Raw genomic sequence first — 16,482 nt, 5'->3', positions numbered from 1 at the left:
GGAGCGCTCCGAGGTTTGCGTCAGGCTGGCGAGCGGCCATAATGGCGACCTCGAATTTCCCAGTCTCTGAAGGATCGCCCGTGAGCCAGTCCCTGATCGCTGCCCTGCAAAACCCGGCCCTCTACCCGCACCCCGTCGAAGGGTTCCAGGTCATCGAAACCCATATCTCGTGGGTGATCCTCACCGGCCCGTTTGCTTATAAAGTGAAGAAGCCAGTGAATTTCGGCTTCCTCGACTTCACTGGCCTGGAGTCGCGCGCACATTTCTGCGCTGAAGAACTGCGTCTGAACCAACGTCTGACCGATGATTTGTATCTGGACGTGTTGCCGGTGACCGGCAGCGTCGAGGCGCCACAACTGGGTGGCGACGGCCCGGTGATCGAATATGTGCTGAAGATGCGTCAATTCCCGCAGACCGGCCTGCTCAGCACCCTGCAAGCCAACGGTGAGTTGACCACCCAGCACATTGATGAAATGGCCGAGCAGATCGCCAAATTCCACCTCAGTGCGCCAAAAGTCCCGGCCGAACACGAGGCCGGGACCCCGGACAGCGTGATGGCCCCGGTGCGCCAGAACTTCGAGCAGATCCTGCCGTTCCTCAGCGACAAAAACGATCTGCTGCAACTCGAAGCCCTGCAAGCCTGGGCCGAAAGCAGCTTCGATCGTCTCAAGGCTCTGTTCAGCCAGCGCAAGGCCGAGGGTTTCACTCGCGAATGCCACGGTGACATCCACCTGGGCAACGCCACTGTCATCAATGGCAAAGTGGTGATCTTCGACTGCATCGAGTTCAACGAACCGTTCCGCTTCACCGACGTCTGGGCCGACACCGGTTTCCTGGCGATGGACCTGGAAGACCGTGGCCTGAAATCCCTCGCCCGCCGCTTCATCAGTCAGTACCTGGAGCTGACCGGCGACTATCAAGGCCTGGAAGTGCTGAACTTCTATAAAGCCTACCGCGCACTGGTTCGCGCCAAAGTCGCGCTGTTCAGCATGCCGGCGGATGCCACCCCGGTGCAGCGCGCCACCACCCTGCGCCAGTACCGCAACTACGCCAACCTGGCGGAAAGCTACAGCACCATTCCTTCGCGCTTCATGGCCATCACCCACGGCGTATCGGCTGTCGGCAAGAGCCACGTGGCGATGCGTCTGGTCGAAGCGCTGGGCGCGATTCGCCTGCGTTCCGACGTCGAGCGCAAGCGCCTGTTCGGTGAGCAGACCGTAGCTAACGACGTGCAGGCCGGGATTTACAGCGCCGACGCCAGCGTTGCCACCTATGCCCGCCTGCATGAGATTGCCGGAGTGATCCTGCACGCCGGTTTCCCGGTGGTGATCGATGCGACCTACCTCAAGCGCGAGCAACGCGACAACGCCGCTCAAGTGGCCGAGGCCACCGGCACGCCGTTCCTGATTCTCGACTGCAACGCACCGCAAGCCGTGATCGAGAGCTGGCTGGCGATTCGTCAGGCTGACAAAAAGGACCCTTCCGACGCCACGCTGGCGGTAATCGAGGCCCAGCAGTCCAGCCGCGAAGCACTGACGCCAGAAGAGATTCTGCGCAGCAAGCGCGTGCAGACCAATGAAAGCGGGACCCTCGACACCGTAGTCGCACAGATCCGTCAGCGCCTGCCAGGCCTGTAAGAAACTATTTCGGCCGTGAAGCCCTCGCTTGCTTCACGGCCGTCAAATAGTGGCACTATACTGGCGTCATAAAACCAACAGGTGATGTGACATGAGCCAGCCGAAACTTCTCGACACCCCGCTTTATGCCCTGCTGCACAAAGACGACATCGCAGGCTTCAACAAGGAACGCCCGAACGACGGCCCGATCGACATGGTCGGTGGCGACTTCCGTGGTCTCGACTTGCGTGAACTGAACGCCGATGGCGTGGATTTCCGGGACGCCTATTTCCGCTCTGCCGATTTGCGTGGCATCGATTTCCGTAATTCATCGCTCGAAGGCGCGAGCCTGGCCCATGCGCAGATTTCCGGCGCGTACTTCCCGCCGGAACTGAGTGCGGACGAGATCCTGATGTCGATGAATTTCGGCACCCGCCTGCGCTATCGCACTCGCTGATAATTTTTATCTTTCTCTGACCCGACGCCTTTCCCCTGTGGGAGCGGGCTTGCTCGCGAAGGCGTAGTGTCAGTCGTTACATCTGGTGGCTGACAGCCCCCCTTCTCGAGCAAGCCCGCTCCCACATTATTTCCGCGTTTCTTCCCTCCTTTCTGCGTTCGCAGCCCCTTTCTTAGAAGCGTTTGCGTCTAATCCGACCAAACAACCACGCTTTTCCTACTGATGGCTACACTCCTGAGAAGATCGCCCACGCACCATTCGGCCGTCGCAAGGAGGCTTGATGAATGATGAACTGCAACACCTGAAGAATCTTGGCAAGACGTCGGCGCAGTGGCTGCATGCCGTGGGCATCCACAGCGCCTCGGACTTGCGTCGCCTGGGGGCGGTGGACGCCTATCGGGCCGTGCGTACCCGCGGGTTTCGCGCATCAAAGGTGTTGTTGTACGCGATCGAAGGGGCGCTGATGGATGTGCACTGGAACGACATCCCGGCCGAACGCAAAGACGCCTTGAACAAGCAGCTCGAAGCCATTTCCTCGCGCCACAAGAACTGAACAGGCACTGACGGCCATGTATCTGCTCGGAGAACAATCGGCACCGGTCGATGCACTGATCAATCGCTTGCAGAGCTTGCCCGCGCGCTGGCTGGAAGGCCTTGCGCCATGCGGGCCAGCCTTTGAGCCAGAAATCTCTGACGACCTGATGGAGCAGCTCCCACACGATCAGCTGTTTCTGCTGACAGAAGGCGTGATCCACGGCTATATCGGCGGTCGTGCGCTCTTTTACTGGCAGGAAGGCGATCTGCTCGGTCTGCAGCAAGGTGACGCCTGGGCCGACTGCCGTCTGCGCAGCGACGGACCATCGCGCTTGCTGCCCTATCGGCGAACCGATCTGTTCCAGCATTTGTATGCCGAACCGGGCCGGGCCGAGCAGTGGCTTGAGTATCTGCTGGGGCAGATGGCGCTGCTGGCACACGCGGTGGCCGAACTGAAGCCACGGGAGTTTCGCAGCACCAATGGCTTCAAACGGGTCGAAAGCGGTGAGGTGTTGATCCAGCAGGGCGATGCCGCCGATCACGTCTTCGTGATCATCGAGGGGCATGCCGAAGCGTTCGTGGATGGACACAAGGTTGGCGACGTGCCCAAGGACGAGATTTTCGGCGCCATGGCGGTGTTCACCGGTGAACCGCGCAATGCCACTGTCATCGCCCGCGAGCCAAGCACGGTGATGCTGATTCCAGGCGAACAGTTTCTGAGCATGACCCGCAACAATCCGAAAATTGCCCACAGTCTGATTGAGAGCATGGCCCGGCGTATTGGCCAGCTCAATCAGCAAATTACGCAACTGGATGCGATCAAGGCTGCGCGTTAAGCCCCCTGTTTCCGGGACATTCCGGCCATTTGTACGACTAAATCAAGTAAATGGAAAAACAGTGGTTGACTCGCTAATGAGAATCGCTATGATTATCACAACTGGTCGCGAGATCAGTCGATATTCTGAAAAGCCCTTGGTTCGGACTCTCAGATTATCTCCTCATCAGGCTAATCACGGTTATTTGACCCGGTTTTTACCGGGTCTTTTTTTGCCTGTGGAAAAGTCATTGGCCAAATTGTTTGCGCATCTGTGCGCAGTAATCCTGCGCGGGCGTGGCCGGGGTGTACCAGACGTAATCGGCCATCGCCACAGTAACCTCGGCACCCTGCTCGGCCAGCATCAGCACCGTTGGCGCCTGGGATGCGCCCAGATCCAGAACGTGCAGCGGCACGCCAACATCCTTGCGCGCATGCCAGGCACCCGCCAACAACAAGGCGGGCGTCGGCGCTGCCGGCAAACGTTCGGCCATGCGCCGATCGCGCTGTTGCTGAACCGCGAGCATCGCCGGCATCTGTGATTTGGGCAGCAAGCCGCAATGTGAATCGCTGATCTGCTCAAGCAGCCTGGCTTTCACCGAGGCCGCATTGCTGCGAACACCGCTCAGGACTGGCGGCTGACGATAGAACGCGCGGATTTCGCTGTTATCCAGATTGGCCGCCAACAGCGGATAGCCTTGCGTGAGGGCGAACCGAACGATCGGTCCATAAAGATTCCAGTCCCAGCCATCCTGCCAGACCAACGCGGCGGCAAGATCGCTAGGCGGCGTTGCCGCATGACGAACCTGATCAACCTTCGGCTGTTGATCCTGCGTGAGCATCTCCAAAAGCAGGCTGCCTTGGGGCCGCTGCTCACCCAGCGCCTGCAACAGCCATAACTGCACAGCGTGATGATCGGCGTTGTCATGTTGCTCGCCAATGATCAGCTGTTGCGGCTTGGCCAGACGCGCCAGCAGTTCCTGCGCCGTCAACACCTGGCCGCTGTGCAGATCGCGTATCTCACCGCTGACTGGTGGTGGCGCAGCAACATGCTGACACCCCGTCAGCCACAACACCGCTAACAACCAGATCCCGCGCATACCATCACCTCGATGAGAAATCAGCGGGCGATGATCAGCGGATGCCCACGCTCCGGGTGCGGCTGCACCAATACTTCGAGACCGAACACGGCTTTGAGCGCGTCCGGTCGCAAGACCTGCTGCGGTGTACCCAGCGCCACCGGGCGCCCGCCCTCAAGCAGCAACACCCGGTCACAATAGCGCGCCGCCAGATTCAGATCATGCAGGATGACCAGCACTGCTGCGCCACGGTCGGCAAATTCACGCACCGCTTGCAGCGTCGTATGTTGGTGCAACGGATCGAGCATTGAGGTCGGCTCATCCAGCAACAAGGTTTGCCCGACCTGCCCCGGCCATAACTGCGCCAGCACCCGCGCCAGATGCACACGCTGGCGCTCGCCGCCTGACAATGCCAGATAACTGCGCCCGCTCAGATGCCCGGCATCCGCAGCGTCCAGCGCTGCCGCAATGATTTCGTCGTCGCGCACCCGACCGCTTTGATACGGCAAGCGGCCCATGCCGACCACTTCTTCCACGCGAAAGGCAAAATCCAGCGTCGACACCTGCGGCAACACCGCCAGACGCTGGGCGCGCTGCGTACCTGTCCAGTGACTCAGCGCCTTTTCGTCGAGCAACACTTCACCTTCACTGGCCGCAAGCTCACCGCACAGGGCACCGAGCAAGGTGCTTTTGCCGGCACCGTTCGGCCCGAGCACACCCAGCACCTCACCCGATTCAAGTTGCAAAGTGACGTCGCTGAGGACGGTCTTGCGCCCGCGACGGATCTGCAGATTGTGCGCACGCAGCATCAGGCACGTCCTCGCAACAGCAGATAAAGAAAGAACGGTGCACCGATAAATGCGGTAACAATGCCGATCGGCAATTCCGCCGGCGCCAGCGCCAGCCGCGCCACCAGATCCGCCAGCAACAACAGGCTCGCCCCGGCCAGGACTGACGCTGGCAGCAACACCCGGTGATCGGGCCCGGCCAATAGACGCACCAGATGCGGCACCACCAGCCCGACGAAACCGATCATCCCGGCTGCCGCTACCGCGGCGCCAACACCCAACGCCGTGCAGAACACCAATTCACGCTTGAGCCGTTCGACATCGATCCCCAAGTGCCCGGCTTCGGACTCCCCGAGCAACAACGCATTCAGTGCCTTGGCGCGGCGCGGCAACCACAGCGCAACGCCAGTGCTGATAATCAGCAACGGCCACAAACGCGCATAACTCGCACCATTGAGGCTGCCCAGATTCCAGAACGTCAGCGTGCGCAAAGTCGCGTCATCTGCCAGATAGGTGAACAACCCGACTGCCGAGCTGGCCAGCGCCGTCAGGGCAATCCCTGCCAGCAGCATGGTCGCGACATTGGTCTGGCCGTTGCGTCGCCCAAGTCGGTAGACCAGCGCTGTCACTCCCAGCCCACCGAGAAACGCGCACGCCGACAACAGATACGGCCCGAACCACTCCGGCAAACCGCCAAAAAACGAACCGCCGACGATCGCAATCGCCGCCCCGAGTGCCGCGCCGCTGGAGACCCCGACCAACCCGGGATCGGCCAGCGGATTGCGAAACAATCCCTGCATCGCCACACCCGATAGCGCCAGTACACCGCCGACGGCCAGGCCGAGCAAGGTCCGCGGCAGACGGATCTGCCCGAGGATCAGCTCGGCCTGCTCCAGACCGTCCGGCGCCAACGGCACACCGAGCATGCGCAATGCAGCGCGTAACGTATCGAACAGCGGCAGGCCCACCGGCCCCAACGCCAAGGACAGCCAGATGGCCAGCAAACACAGGAGCGTCAGGCCGATAAACAGGCTTCGTGGTTTGAGCAGTACGGTCATTGGCCGCTCGCCGTCGGGTAGAAGCCGTCAGACAAATTCTTCAGTGCCGCCGGTAAACGCGGCCCGAGCCCGCCGACCAGCAGCGTCGGATCCAGCTCCAGCACCCGTCCGGCCTTGGCCGCGCGGCTTGAATTGAGAATGGGGTTTTCCTTGAACAATGCCGCTTTTGCCGCCTCACCGCTCAACGCGCGATCAGCAAGCACCAGCACCTCAGGATCGAGCCCGGCCAGCGACTCCACGGAGAACGGCTTGTAACCGGTATGCGTCGCCAGGTTATGTCCGCCGGCCTGTTGCAGCAGCCAGTCGGCGGCAGTGTCCTTGCCGGCAATCAATGGCTTGCCGCCAGCATGCCCGATCAGCACCAGCACGCCGGGCGTTTTATGTCTGGCCTGCAACTCGGCGACTCGGGCTTTCTGCGCAGTTAGCTGCTGTTGATAACTTTCCAGCAACTGCGCCGCCTGGGCTTGCGCGCCGAGCAACTGCCCGAGATGCGTGATGTTTTTTTCCAGGGTCGACAGATCCGGCTGCGCCGAGAACAGTTCGACCTGTACCTTGGCGCTTTTCACTTGAGCGATAACCGGTGGCGGGCCCATTTCTTCGGTACCGATGAGGATGTCCGGGCGCAGATTGAGAATGCCTTCTGCCGAGAGACTGCGTTGATAGCCGATGCTGGGCAGCATCTTCAGCGATTGCGGATGCTGGCTGGTGGTGTCGACGCCGACCAGTTTAGATTCGCCGCCCAACGCACTCACCCATTCTGAAAGCGCGCCACCGGCACTGACCCAACGTTGTGGCAAATCAGCCGCTACCGCTTGCAGGCTCGCAAGCAATCCGACACACAGCACAACAACGCGAGTACTCAAGCGCATACGCAGCTTTCCTTGAACAGATTTCCCGGGCAGCGCAACTGCAGGCCAAGTATCCTTGACGGCGGTTGCGCGCAGTGGGCGAAGGCGGCCATTTGATAATTGTTTGCATTTAAACGTCAAGCTCGGACATTTCCTGAAACGAGCTGACATTTGAGGATAGCCATGAAGTTTTTGTGCGCCGGCGCCGATCTCACTGAGGCCGGCAGCCGCGGTTTCGACATCGACGGCAATAAACTGTTTGCCGTGCGCCGCAATGGTCAGGCCTATGTTTATCTCAACCGTTGCCCGCATCGCGGCGTCGGTCTGGAATGGCACCCCGACCAGTTTCTCGACCCGAGCAACAGCCTGATCCAGTGCGCCACCCACGGCGCACTGTTTCTGATCGAGGACGGCGAATGCGTCGCCGGGCCCTGCGCCGGGCAATCCCTGACCGCCATCCCCTGCCGCGAAGATGCCAAAGGGTTGTGGATAGATATTTAACCGTTGAGCAAAACGTCCAGCCGCCGGTCGATCACCATCTCTTCGTGGTTCAAACACACGCCGTAGGCCAACACCTCGACCCCGCACGCCACCGCTTCACGCAGGGCATCGGCGTAGGCCGAATCGATTTCCTCGGCCGGCCGCACCGCCTCGATCCCGCTGAGATTGACGCAATACAACTGCACCGCACGAATACCGTCACGGGCCAAATGCGCCAGTTCACGCAGGTGCTTGGCACCGCGCTGGGTGACCGCATCGGGAAACGCGGCCACGTTGGTTCCCTCGAAGCCTAACGTGACGCTTTTTACTTCCACGTAGGTCGGGCCACTCGGGTATTCGAGGCGAAAATCGATACGGCTCTTTTCCTGACCGTACGCCACTTCACGCTTAAGCGTCGTAAAGCCGTTCAACTCGCTGATGACTCCGGCTTGCAGCGCCTCCTCAACCAAGGCGTTGGCGCGGCCGGTATTCACGCAGAACAGCCGGCCCTGCGGCGTTTCCCCGATTTCCCAAGTGCCGGGCAGTTTGCGCTTCGGGTCGTTTGAGCGACTGAACCACACCTGCCCGCCCTCGACCTGGCAGTTGAGCATCGAACCGGTGTTCGGGCAGTGAAGGGTCAACAGCTCGCCATTGACCGTTTCAACATCAGCCAGAAAACGTTTATAGCGGCGAATCAGCCGCGCCTCTTCCAGAGCCGGATAAAAACGCATCAGGCTTGCCAGCTCTTCAAACCGCGAGCGATGCGTTCCACCGCTTCCTGTAAGCGAGGGAGGTTTTGCGTGTAGGCAAAACGCACATGATGGCCCGCTTGATAACGACCGAAATCCAGCCCCGGGGTAAAGGCGACGTGCTCGGTTTCGAGGAAATGCCGGCAGAACGCGAAGGCATCACCGCCGAACTGGCTGATATCGGCGTACAAGTAAAACGCCCCTTCAGGCTCGACGGCGATATTGAAACCCAACTCGCGCAACGCCGGCAGCAGGAAGTCGCGGCGGCGGCCAAATTCGGCGCGGCGCTCTTCGAGAATGCTGATGGTGTCCGGCTCGAAACAGGCCAGTGCGGCATGCTGCGCCATGCTCGGCGCGCTGATATAGAGATTCTGCGCGAGTTTTTCCAGCTCACTGACGGCCGCATCCGGCGCCACCAGCCAGCCGAGACGCCAACCGGTCATGCCGAAATATTTGGAGAAACTATTGAGGACAAAGGCGCTGTCATCGACTTCCAGCACGCTGGCGGCATCGGTGCCGTAAGTCAGGCCGTGGTAGATCTCGTCCACCACCAGATGCCCGTGCCGCGCCTTGATCGCTGTGGATAACCCGGCCAGTTCATCGCGGGTCAGGATAGTCCCGGTGGGGTTGGCTGGCGACGCCACCAAGGCACCAACGCTGTCGTGGTCCCAGTGCCGCGCCACCAGATCCGGAGTCAGTTGGTAACGCACGTCCGGCCCGACCGGCACCAGTTGTGCCGCGCCTTCGACCAGACGCAGGAAGTGCCGGTTGCACGGGTAGCCCGGATCCGCCAGCAGCCAGTGTTTGCCGGGATCGACAAGCAAGGCACTGGCCAGCAACAGCGCACCGGAGCCACCCGGCGTGATCAGGATCCGTCGTGGATCGATGTTCAAACCGTAACGTGTCTGATAGAACCCGGAAATCGCCTCGCGCAACTCGGGAATACCCCGCGCGGCGGTGTAGCGGGTCTTGCCCGCCGTCAGCGCAGCCTGCCCGGCACGGATGATCGGCTCGGCCGTGGTGAAGTCCGGCTCGCCGATTTCCAGGTGGATCACGTCGTGACCTTCGGCCTGCAGTTCGTTGGCCCGCGCCAGCAGCGCCATCACATGGAACGGTTCGATCGCACGACTGCGCGCACTGTAAGGCTGAGCCATTGGTTTTCCTTCGACGGGGAAAAAGAGACGATTCTACCCATCTGCCGGAACGAGCGAGAACCCGTCGCGGTCACAGCCTCAAGAACGCTGGACTGTAACGATATGCGCGTACGCTCCAGGATTGACTAAAATCAGAGATTGATCAGGTCTCCATCACTGTCAGACATGGCTTGCCAGACTTCTGCAAGCGCCACCCGCCGGGGCCTCGACATCCGGGAGTAGCGCAGGCCGAATTGATCTGGTAAGTTCGCCCGCTTGCAGCCGCAGGGCCGGCAGGTGTCGGTGATGGAGCAATCCTGCGCAATGGATTACAAGAGTAGAGGCGGTCCATTTCATGCCCACCCAAGCAAAGCAACAGCAGCAAGTGACGATCAGCGGCTTCGAACCTTACGTTCCGAAGGAAGGCGAGGAGTACATGGGCGCCCCGATGCGCGCGCACTTCACCAAGATCCTGAACAAGTGGAAACAGGACTTGATGCAGGAAGTCGACCGTACTGTTGATCACATGAAAGACGAAGCGGCCAACTTCCCTGACCCGGCCGACCGTGCCAGCCAGGAAGAAGAATTCGCCCTCGAGCTGCGCGCCCGCGATCGCGAGCGCAAACTGATCAAGAAGATCGACAAGACCCTCGAACTGATCCAGGACGAAGAGTACGGCTGGTGCGAGTCCTGCGGCATCGAAATCGGCGTCAAGCGCCTCGAGGCCCGTCCTACTGCGGATCTGTGCATCGACTGCAAGACCCTGGCGGAAATCAAGGAAAAGCAGGTCGGCAAGTAATCTCGACCTGAACGAAAAACGGAGCGTGCGAACGCTCCGTTTTTGTTTCTGCCTTTTGCCTTTTGCCCTTTATGCCTTGCTTTTGTGGGAGGGGGCTTGCTCCCGAATGCGGCCGGCCATTCAACATCCAGGTTGTCTGAACTGACGCTTTCGCGAGCAAGCCCGCTCCCACAAGGGTAATGCTTCTACCTTTTGCCCTGTTTGCGCTTTTGGTGGGAGGGGGCTTGCTCCCGAATTCGGTGTGTCATTCAACATCAAAGATGTCTGAGCCGACGCTTTCGCGAGCAAGCCCGCTCCCACAGGGGTAATCTGCGCGAATCCTGAAAAGTTATATTGTCCACATGACTGCCAAAACCGCTTCCGCCTACATCGGCCGCTTCGCCCCGACCCCCAGTGGCCACCTGCACTTCGGTTCGCTGGTTGCCGCCCTCGCCTCTTATCTCGACGCACGCGCGGTCGGCGGGCGCTGGCTGGTGCGTATGGAAGATCTCGATCCACCCCGGGAAGAGCCCGGCGCGCAGGCGGCCATTCTCAAAGCGCTGGAAAGCTACGGTTTCGAATGGGACGGCGAAATGGTGCGCCAGAGTGACCGGCACGACGCCTACGCCGAAGTCCTCAACAGTCTGTTCAATCACGGCCTGGCCTACGCCTGCACCTGTTCGCGCAAGCAACTGGAGCCGTATCACGGCATTTACCCGGGCTTGTGCCGCAATGCCGGGCATGAGCAGCAAGACGCGGCGATCCGCCTGCGCGTGCCGGAACTGGAATACCACTTCATCGACCGCGTGCAGGGCGAGTTCCGCCAGCATCTGGGGCGCGACGTCGGCGATTTCGTGATTCGCCGCCGCGACGGCCTCTACGCCTATCAACTGGCCGTGGTGCTGGATGACGCCTGGCAAGGCATCACCGACATCGTGCGCGGTGCCGACCTGCTCGACTCCACGCCACGCCAGCTCTACCTGCAAGAACTGTTGGGCCTGCGTCAGCCGCGCTATCTGCACTTGCCATTGATCACGCAGCCGGACGGCAACAAGCTCGGCAAATCCTACCGTTCGCCGCCGCTTGAGGCGGATCAGGCCACTCCTTTGCTGCTGCGGGCCCTGCGAGCGCTGGGACAAAACCCCGGTGCCGAACTGGCCCATGCCACACCCGAGGAATTGCTGAAATGGGGCGCAGCCCACTGGGATGCATCGAAGATCCCGCGCACACTGACCCTGCCCGAAGCGCAACTGCAATGACGACACTTGCAGTGGCGCGCCCATCCGTTACCATCGCCGCACGTTTTCGGGCACGCGCATAAAAAAGAGAGGCCGGGATGTACATCTATCGCTTGGTCCTGCTTCTGGTCGTGGGAATCTATCTGTTTTCACCAGCCATCATGGATTGGTGGATCGACGCCACGGGCGCCTGGTATCGGCCGTATCTGCTCTGGTTGATCCTGATTGTCGTGACCTTCATCCTGCAGAGCCAAAAAGATGCCGATGAGCTTTAGCCTGACCCAGATGATCCTGGTCAGCGCCGCGTACCTGACGGTGCTGTTCGGCGTCGCCTGGATCAGCGAACGGGGCATGATCCCGCGAGCGATCATTCGCCACCCGTTGACCTACACCCTGTCGCTGGGGGTCTACGCCAGTGCGTGGGCATTTTACGGCACCGTGGGCCTGGCCTATCAGTACGGCTACGGCTTTCTCTCCAGCTACCTCGGGGTGTCCGGCGCGTTTCTGCTGGCGCCGGTGCTGCTGTATCCGATCCTGAAAATCACCCGCACTTATCAATTGTCGTCGCTGGCGGATCTGTTCGCCTTCCGCTTCCGCAGCACCTGGGCCGGCGCGCTGACCACGATCTTCATGCTGATCGGCGTACTGCCGCTGCTGGCGTTGCAGATTCAGGCCGTGGCCGACTCCATCGGCATCCTGACCGGCGAGCCGATCCAGAGCCGCGTCGCGCTGGCGTTCTGTGCGCTGATCATTCTGTTCACGATCTTTTTCGGCTCCCGGCATATCGCCACCCGCGAGAAACACGAAGGGCTGGTGTTCGCGATTGCCTTCGAATCGGTGATCAAACTGATAGCCCTCGGCGGCGTCGGCCTCTATGCGCTGTACGGCGTGTTCGACGGCCCGCAACAGCTTGAACTGTGGCTGCTGCAAAACCAGACCGCCCTCGCCGCGTTGCACACGCCGCTGCAGGAAGGGCCGTGGCGCACGCTGTTGCTGGTGTTCTTCGCCTCGGCGATCGTGATGCCGCACATGTACCACATGACCTTCACCGAAAACCTCAACCCGCGCTCGCTGGTCAGCGCCAGCTGGGGCCTGCCGCTGTTCCTGCTGCTGATGAGCCTGGCGGTGCCGCTGATTCTCTGGGCCGGCTTGAAACTCGGCGCCACCACCGATCCGGAATACTTCACCCTCGGCATCGGCATTGCCGCCAACAGCAAACCGCTGGCCTTGCTGGCATACGTCGGCGGTTTGTCGGCGGCCAGTGGCCTGATCATCGTCACCACCCTGGCACTGTCGGGCATGGCGCTGAACCACTTGGTGCTGCCGCTGTACCAGCCACCGGCCGAAGGCAATATCTACCGCTGGCTGAAGTGGACCCGCCGGGCGCTGATCGTCGCGATCATCATGGCCGGTTTCTGCTTTTACCTGATGCTCGGCGCCGGGCAGGATCTGGCCAACCTCGGCATCGTCGCCTTCGTCGCCACCTTGCAGTTCCTGCCCGGCGTGCTCTCAGTGCTGTACTGGCCGACCGCCAACCGGCGCGGCTTTATCGCCGGCCTGCTGGCGGGGATTCTGGTGTGGGTGGTGACCATGCTATTGCCGCTGGTCGGCAATCTGCAGGGTTTCTACATTCCGCTGCTGAACATGATTTACGTGCTGGACGACACCAGTTGGCACATGGCGGCCATCGCCTCGCTGGCGGCCAACGTGCTGATGTTCACCCTGATCTCGCTGTTCACCAACGCCAGCCCTGAAGAAGCCAGCGCCGCCGAAGCCTGCGCGGTGGATAACGTGCGTCGCCCGCAACGCCGCGAACTGCACGCTGCTTCACCCCAGGAATTCGCCACGCAACTGGCCAAACCGCTGGGCGCCAAGGCAGCGCAGAAAGAAGTCGAACAGGCCCTGCGCGATCTCTATCTGCCGTTCGACGAACGCCGTCCTTATGCGCTGCGCCGCTTGCGCGACCGGATCGAAGCCAACCTCTCCGGCCTGATGGGCCCGAGTGTGGCGCAGGACATGGTCGAAACCTTCCTGCCGTACAAGGCCGGCGGCGAAAACTATGTGACCGAAGACATCCACTTCATCGAAAGCCGCCTCGAGGATTACCACTCGCGCCTCACCGGGCTGGCCGCCGAACTCGATGCCCTGCGCCGCTACCACCGCCAGACCTTGCAGGAATTGCCCATGGGCGTCTGCTCGCTGGCCAAGGATCAAGAGATCCTGATGTGGAACAAGGCCATGGAAGAACTCACCGGCATCGCCGCGCAACGGGTGGTGGGTTCGCGCCTGAGCACCATCGCCAATCCGTGGAAGCAATTGCTGCAAGGCTTCATCAACCTGCCCGACGAACACTTGCACAAACAGCACCTGGCCCTCGACGGCCAGACCCGCTGGCTCAATCTGCACAAAGCGGCGATCGATGAACCGTTGGCCCCGGGCAACAGCGGCCTGGTGCTGCTGGTGGAAGACCTGACCGAAACGCAGATGCTCGAAGACAAACTGGTGCACTCAGAACGTCTGGCGAGCATCGGTCGACTGGCGGCAGGTGTGGCTCATGAAATCGGCAACCCGATCACCGGCATCGCCTGTCTGGCGCAGAACCTGCGCGAAGAGCGTGAAGAAGATGGCGAGCTGACGGAGATCAGCGGGCAGATTCTCGAACAGACCAAGCGCGTGTCGCGCATCGTGCAATCGCTGATGAGCTTCGCCCATGCCGGCAGCCACCAGCACAGCGACGAACCCGTCTGTCTGGCCGAAGTCGCGCAGGACGCGATTGGCCTGCTGGCGCTGAACCGGCGCAACTTCGAAGTGCAGTTCTACAACCTGTGCGACCCCGATCACTGGGTCGAAGGCGATCCGCAGCGCCTCGCCCAGGTGCTGATCAATCTGCTCTCCAATGCCCGCGACGCCTCGCCGCCGCACAGTGCCGTACGGGTCAAGAGTGAAGCCGGCGAACACACGGTCGATCTGATCGTCGAAGACGAAGGCAGTGGTATTCCGCAGAACATCATGGACCGATTGTTCGAACCTTTCTTCACCACCAAGGATCCGGGTGAAGGTACCGGTCTGGGCCTTGCACTGGTCTATTCCATCGTTGAAGAGCATTATGGACAAATCACCATCGACAGCCCGGCTGATGTACAAAGCCAGCGCGGCACCCGTATCCGGGTGACCTTACCGCGTCATGTCGAAGCGACGTCCGCTGTGAACTGAGACCGTCGAGAGTATCGAATCAATGCCGCACATTTTGATCGTCGAAGACGAAACCATTATCCGCTCCGCCTTGCGCCGCCTGCTGGAACGCAACCAGTATCAGGTCAGCGAAGCCGGTTCTGTGCAGGAAGCACAAGAACGCTTCAGTATTCCCACATTCGATCTGATCGTCAGCGACCTGCGCCTGCCTGGCGCCCCCGGCACCGAGCTGATCAAGCTTGGCCAGGGCAAACCGGTGCTGATCATGACCAGCTACGCCAGCCTGCGCTCGGCGGTCGACTCGATGAAGATGGGCGCGGTGGACTACATCGCCAAGCCTTTCGATCACGATGAAATGCTCCAGGCGGTCGCGCGAATCCTGCGTGATCACCAGTCGGCGCCTGCCGCCAGCGAAGTGCCTGCCGGCAAAGCAGCCAATGGCAGCGGCAAGTCGTCTGTCGACAACAGCAACGGCGAGATCGGCATCATTGGCTCGTGCCCGCCGATGCAGGATCTGTACAGCAAGATCCGCAAGGTCGCACCGACCGATTCCAATGTCCTGATCCAGGGCGAGTCCGGCACCGGTAAAGAGCTGGTGGCCCGCGCCCTGCATAACCTGTCCAAGCGTGCCAAGGCACCGATGATTTCGGTGAACTGCGCTGCCATTCCGGAAAGCCTGATCGAGTCCGAACTGTTCGGCCACGAAAAAGGCGCGTTCACTGGCGCCAGCGCCGGTCGCGCCGGTCTGGTGGAAGCGGCGGACGGCGGCACGCTGTTCCTCGACGAGATCGGCGAACTGCCGCTCGAAGCCCAGGCCCGTCTGCTGCGCGTGCTGCAGGAAGGCGAGATTCGCCGCGTGGGGTCGGTGCAGTCGCAAAAGGTCGATGTGCGTTTGATCGCCGCGACCCACCGTGACCTCAAGAGCCTGGCGAAAATCGGCCAGTTCCGTGAAGACCTGTATTACCGCCTGCACGTAATTGCCCTGAAATTGCCGGCCCTGCGTGAACGTGGCGCCGACGTCAACGAAATCGCCACGGCGTTCCTCGCTCGCCAGAGTGCGCGCATCAACCGTACCGACCTGAAATTTGCCGCCGATGCCGAACAGGCCATCCGGCATTATTCCTGGCCGGGCAACGTGCGCGAGCTGGAAAACGCGGTGGAGCGTGCAGTGATCCTGAGCGAAAGCCCGGAAATCTCCGCCGACCTGTTGGGCATCGATATCGAGCTGAGCGATCTGGAGGACGACGAGTTCATCGGCCTGCCGCCACAAACGGCCGGTAACGCCAGCAACAGCAGCCATGAGCCGACCGAAGACCTGTCGCTGGAGGACTACTTCCAGCACTTCGTCCTCGAACACCAGGACCACATGACCGAGACCGAACTGGCGCGCAAACTGGGCGTCAGCCGCAAGTGCCTGTGGGAACGCCGTCAGCGCCTGGGCATTCCACGGCGCAAGACCGGGGTCGCCAGCGAGAGCTGAACGTTACCTGTCGAGTGCGCGCGTAACGCTTGAAGATGTGAAAAAACTGTTACCTCAGTCCTTTCACGTAACAGAAGCCGGGGTTATCGGTAACGAAACCCCGGCTTTTTTTCGCCCCGAGAAAACCGTTATATCGACCTAACCCCTTGTTTTATTGGGCTTCGCAAAAGTTGGCACGGCACCTGCTATATGTTTGGTACAAGAACAATAACAAGCAATGCACAAGACAATAAAAATA

Annotated in this window: 16 protein-coding genes; 10 read left to right on the top strand and 6 right to left on the bottom strand. The window is 60.9% G+C overall.

Going from position 1 to position 16,482, the window contains the following annotated elements:
- The first annotated feature begins 80 nt into the window (after positions 1-80).
- The 4 genes from CRO59_RS19830 to CRO59_RS19815 all read left to right on the top strand — a co-directional run bounded on the left by CRO59_RS19830 (position 81) and on the right by CRO59_RS19815 (position 3,443).
- Positions 81-1,637 (top strand): bifunctional aminoglycoside phosphotransferase/ATP-binding protein, encoded by a 1,557-nt coding sequence (locus CRO59_RS19830; RefSeq protein WP_097089185.1) that lies wholly within the window; start codon positions 81-83, stop codon positions 1,635-1,637.
- Positions 1,638-1,728: 91 nt separating this feature from the next.
- Positions 1,729-2,073 (top strand): pentapeptide repeat-containing protein, encoded by a 345-nt coding sequence (locus CRO59_RS19825; protein ID WP_007963914.1) that lies wholly within the window; start codon positions 1,729-1,731, stop codon positions 2,071-2,073.
- Positions 2,074-2,353: 280 nt separating this feature from the next.
- Positions 2,354-2,626 carry a TfoX/Sxy family protein gene (locus CRO59_RS19820; protein ID WP_003228231.1) on the top strand — a complete coding sequence of 91 codons (273 nt, stop codon included), beginning with the start codon at positions 2,354-2,356 and terminating at the stop codon, positions 2,624-2,626.
- A 16-nt stretch (positions 2,627-2,642) separates the two neighbouring features.
- On the top strand, positions 2,643-3,443 hold the full coding sequence (locus tag CRO59_RS19815; protein WP_097089187.1) for a Crp/Fnr family transcriptional regulator: 801 nt from the start codon (positions 2,643-2,645) through the stop codon (positions 3,441-3,443).
- 226 nt (positions 3,444-3,669) lie between these two features.
- Here the strand turns inward: CRO59_RS19815 and CRO59_RS19810 are convergent, their stop codons facing one another.
- Genes CRO59_RS19810 through CRO59_RS19795 form a run of 4 tightly spaced genes read right to left on the bottom strand, consistent with a single transcriptional unit; the run spans position 3,670 to position 7,215 of the window.
- On the bottom strand, positions 3,670-4,521 hold the full coding sequence (locus CRO59_RS19810) for a ChaN family lipoprotein (RefSeq protein WP_097089189.1): 852 nt from the start codon (positions 4,519-4,521) through the stop codon (positions 3,670-3,672).
- Between the two features lie 20 nt (positions 4,522-4,541).
- Positions 4,542-5,309 carry a heme ABC transporter ATP-binding protein gene (locus tag CRO59_RS19805; RefSeq protein WP_097089191.1) on the bottom strand — a complete coding sequence of 256 codons (768 nt, stop codon included), beginning with the start codon at positions 5,307-5,309 and terminating at the stop codon, positions 4,542-4,544.
- A complete protein-coding gene (locus CRO59_RS19800) occupies positions 5,309-6,292 on the bottom strand; it encodes an iron ABC transporter permease (protein WP_177409019.1) in 984 nt (327 codons plus the stop codon). Before CRO59_RS19800 ends, CRO59_RS19805 begins: the two co-directional genes overlap by 1 nt.
- Before the next feature lie 50 nt (positions 6,293-6,342).
- Entirely contained in the window at positions 6,343-7,215 is an 873-nt protein-coding gene (locus CRO59_RS19795; RefSeq protein ID WP_097089194.1) for a hemin ABC transporter substrate-binding protein, read from the bottom strand.
- A gap of 162 nt (positions 7,216-7,377) precedes the next feature.
- On the opposite strand from CRO59_RS19795, the gene CRO59_RS19790 reads away from it, so the two are divergent.
- The gene (locus CRO59_RS19790) at positions 7,378-7,695 is read left to right on the top strand and encodes a Rieske (2Fe-2S) protein (protein ID WP_097089196.1); all 318 of its coding nucleotides are present in this window, start codon (positions 7,378-7,380) and stop codon (positions 7,693-7,695) included.
- On the opposite strand, the gene sfsA is transcribed toward CRO59_RS19790, so the two are convergent.
- Together sfsA and CRO59_RS19780 are read right to left on the bottom strand one after the other, a co-directional pair.
- Positions 7,692-8,405, bottom strand: a complete 714-nt coding sequence (gene sfsA, locus CRO59_RS19785) for a DNA/RNA nuclease SfsA (protein WP_097089198.1) — start codon at positions 8,403-8,405, stop codon at positions 7,692-7,694. The two genes, CRO59_RS19790 and sfsA, sit on opposite strands and share 4 nt — an antisense overlap.
- Positions 8,405-9,577: a pyridoxal phosphate-dependent aminotransferase gene (locus CRO59_RS19780; RefSeq protein WP_097089200.1), complete on the bottom strand. Its 1,173-nt coding sequence runs from the start codon at positions 9,575-9,577 to the stop codon at positions 8,405-8,407. Before CRO59_RS19780 ends, sfsA begins: the two co-directional genes overlap by 1 nt.
- A 334-nt stretch (positions 9,578-9,911) precedes the next feature.
- On the opposite strand from CRO59_RS19780, the gene dksA reads away from it, so the two are divergent.
- From dksA to CRO59_RS19755, 5 genes are all read left to right on the top strand, one after another.
- Positions 9,912-10,355 carry an RNA polymerase-binding protein DksA gene (dksA, locus tag CRO59_RS19775; protein ID WP_027614094.1) on the top strand — a complete coding sequence of 148 codons (444 nt, stop codon included), beginning with the start codon at positions 9,912-9,914 and terminating at the stop codon, positions 10,353-10,355.
- Between the two features lie 341 nt (positions 10,356-10,696).
- Positions 10,697-11,593: a tRNA glutamyl-Q(34) synthetase GluQRS gene (gene gluQRS / locus CRO59_RS19770; RefSeq protein ID WP_097089202.1), complete on the top strand. Its 897-nt coding sequence runs from the start codon at positions 10,697-10,699 to the stop codon at positions 11,591-11,593.
- 77 nt (positions 11,594-11,670) lie between these two features.
- The gene (locus CRO59_RS19765; protein ID WP_003176118.1) at positions 11,671-11,847 is read left to right on the top strand and encodes a hypothetical protein; all 177 of its coding nucleotides are present in this window, start codon (positions 11,671-11,673) and stop codon (positions 11,845-11,847) included.
- The gene (locus CRO59_RS19760; RefSeq protein WP_027614096.1) at positions 11,831-14,785 is read left to right on the top strand and encodes a sensor histidine kinase; all 2,955 of its coding nucleotides are present in this window, start codon (positions 11,831-11,833) and stop codon (positions 14,783-14,785) included. Before CRO59_RS19765 ends, CRO59_RS19760 begins: the two co-directional genes overlap by 17 nt.
- Before the next feature lie 22 nt (positions 14,786-14,807).
- On the top strand, positions 14,808-16,244 hold the full coding sequence (locus tag CRO59_RS19755) for a sigma-54 dependent transcriptional regulator (protein WP_097089204.1): 1,437 nt from the start codon (positions 14,808-14,810) through the stop codon (positions 16,242-16,244).
- The last annotated feature ends 238 nt before the right edge of the window (positions 16,245-16,482 follow it).

The sequence above is a fragment of the Pseudomonas sp. LAMO17WK12:I5 genome (assembly GCF_900215165.1).
In the GTDB taxonomy this organism is placed as follows: domain Bacteria; phylum Pseudomonadota; class Gammaproteobacteria; order Pseudomonadales; family Pseudomonadaceae; genus Aquipseudomonas; species Aquipseudomonas putida_A.
Note: the sequence above shows the minus strand (reverse complement) of the source record. Positions and strands in the feature narration are given on the sequence as shown.